Annotated in this window: 2 protein-coding genes; both read right to left on the bottom strand. The window is 57.4% G+C overall.

Annotated features, from left to right (window positions below):
- Window positions 1-676 (bottom strand): glycosyltransferase family protein (locus L0H65_RS18745; RefSeq protein WP_301460715.1); only part of this gene is annotated, 676 nt, incomplete at its 3' end.
- Window positions 673-2,243: hypothetical protein (locus tag L0H65_RS18740; protein ID WP_301460714.1), on the bottom strand; the 1,571-nt coding region annotated here is incomplete at its 5' end. The genes L0H65_RS18745 and L0H65_RS18740, both read right to left, overlap by 4 nt.

The following is a 2,243-nucleotide window of genomic DNA, read 5'->3' as shown; positions in this document are numbered from 1 at the left end:
CGAGATGGGCGAAAATATCCTGCCAAGAGGCAGTGGCCAAATCGCCGGGAAAGCCTTGGGCGAGGGTTTCAAAAAAGAGCCGATCGGCGGGTGTATCCAGTGTGATGCGCCAATGGGCATAGCCTTGCCTCGAACAGGGCAGGTTGCGCAGGGTGTAGCGCATCGGGCGGCGGCGCACGAATGTCGTGACATGCTCTCGGTCGGATTTCAGATGGCCTTCGCGACCCGCTTCTTCGAGCGCCGCCATCGTGACGATTTCGCTATCCATGCCCAAGGGCCAGCTACCGGGAATATTGGTGGTCACCAGATCGCCGCCATGGGTCAGAAAATCGGCCAGCAGGGCGCTGCTGGTTTCCGGTACGGTCAGCGGGCAATCGGAGGTGATGCGCATCACCGCATCGGCCCCCACTTCGCGTGCGGCCCCCAGATAGCGGCCCAGCACATCATTTTGCGAGCCGCGAAATACCCGGTAGCCGCGCCGCGCGCAAAGTTCCGCAATCGGATCGCAGGCGGGTTGGTCAGTGGTGGCGCAGATAACCTCGCTGATGCCTTCGATACGCGCACAACGGTCAAGGCAATGTTCCAGAAAGGTCTTGTCCAATAGTGGCATCAGCACCTTGCCCGGCAATCGGGTGGAAGACATCCGTGCCTGAACTATTACCGGGATATTGGTCATGATGCGGTCCTTTTCTGAGCCGTTTTGCGGTCGAGGCGCTCTCTGAGTTTTTTAACGATGCGCGCCGTGACCAAAGGTTTGTCGGACGGATCATCACACATGATCACCTCCATCGTGTCAAAGAACAAGTCTTGCCCGGTCCCCTGCGGATCACGCCAGCGATGGTTCGCGCTGGGGGCGGCGAAGATGGTGTCGACGCCGCCAAACGCTGTCAACTCAATGGTCGCGGTATTCACACCCACCACGCAATCAAGCGCCGTTGCCAGTGCCAGAACGCCGTCGAAATCATCTATCTTGTCCAGGTCAGGGAAAGTCAGAAGACTGGCTCCAAATTCAGTGCGGATATAGTCGGCAAGTTCCTCATCCTCCTCATATTCGAGGCTGACAAATGTGACTCCTCGCATACGGTACATTTCGCCGAACTGATCAGGCGTAAAGTAATTGGCGATGCGTTGATATTCCAGAATTCGGCTGGTGCCAATCACACCGACCAGCAACGTGCCGGAATAGGGGTCCAACCGTTTGCGCCAAGCGTCAACCAGGTTGATATCGGCCTTCAGACGTGGTTGCGGCCCCTGGGTGAACGAGGCGACATCCGGGCGCAGGTCCAGCATTACGCACGGCACGGGCATCACCACATCCACGCTGTTTGCTGCTTTCCAGAGGTTGTTGTCAAAGAACTGCGCCAGGGCCTGATCCGGCAAATCACAAATCTGGTCTAACAAATCCTGATTTATCCGTTTGCGGTGGAAGCGTGGCAAAGGCAGAAATTCTGCCGCTTCCGGAAAGGATCGCCGAAAAAGCGGTGCTATGCGTTCATCCACCGAAAACACCGCATCCGGGAATTGCGTGGCAAGCGCAGGATAGGTGATTGCATACCGGATCTCATCCCCAACCCCGCCTTCCGACAGAAACAGAACTTTTTCGCCTGGGTGAATCTCTGTTATGCTGTCCACCAACCGAAAATTTCTGGCATATTTGCGGATCAGACCGGAGCGTGGATAATCGCGCAGCCCGCCAAATACCAAGCCCAGATCCGATAGTGCTGCGCCAGCCATGAATCGTTGCCAACCGCTGCGTTTCCTCTGTCCGACAAACAAGGCCTGATGCTGTTCGCACAGCAGGCTGCGGATTTCCTCGGTTTGCCCCAGAAACGCCAAAGACCGTATAAAATCATAGATTGTCCGCCAGCCGTCTTCCGCGCCTGCGGAAATGGAGGCGCGATAGTTGGCGATGATCGCCTTGATGTCGTTTTCACCACGCCCTCCCGGCCCCCAGGTCATGGCATGACCAAGCCAGGCATAGGCGCGCATGTCATTGGGGTAAATTTCCATGGCGCGGGCGGCGTTGCGGCGCATCGTTTCCAGATCATTGTCGAGCAGCGCCAAGCGGCCGCCTCCCAGCAAGGTTTCAACCGTGTGGTCCTGAACCATGTCAAGATGGTCGCGAAAACGCCTGCTCCACAAGGGGTCGGGGGCGCTTCCCGCCGCCTCCATCTCGTGCTCCAGCCGAGTTAGCCGCGAATAGGACGGGGTATCCAACGCATCAAGTAACAGGGCTTTGAAAT

The sequence above is a fragment of the Pseudorhodobacter sp. genome, from assembly GCF_030452865.1.
Taxonomy (GTDB): domain Bacteria; phylum Pseudomonadota; class Alphaproteobacteria; order Rhodobacterales; family Rhodobacteraceae; genus Pseudorhodobacter.
This window is presented reverse-complemented; position numbering and strand designations above follow the sequence as displayed.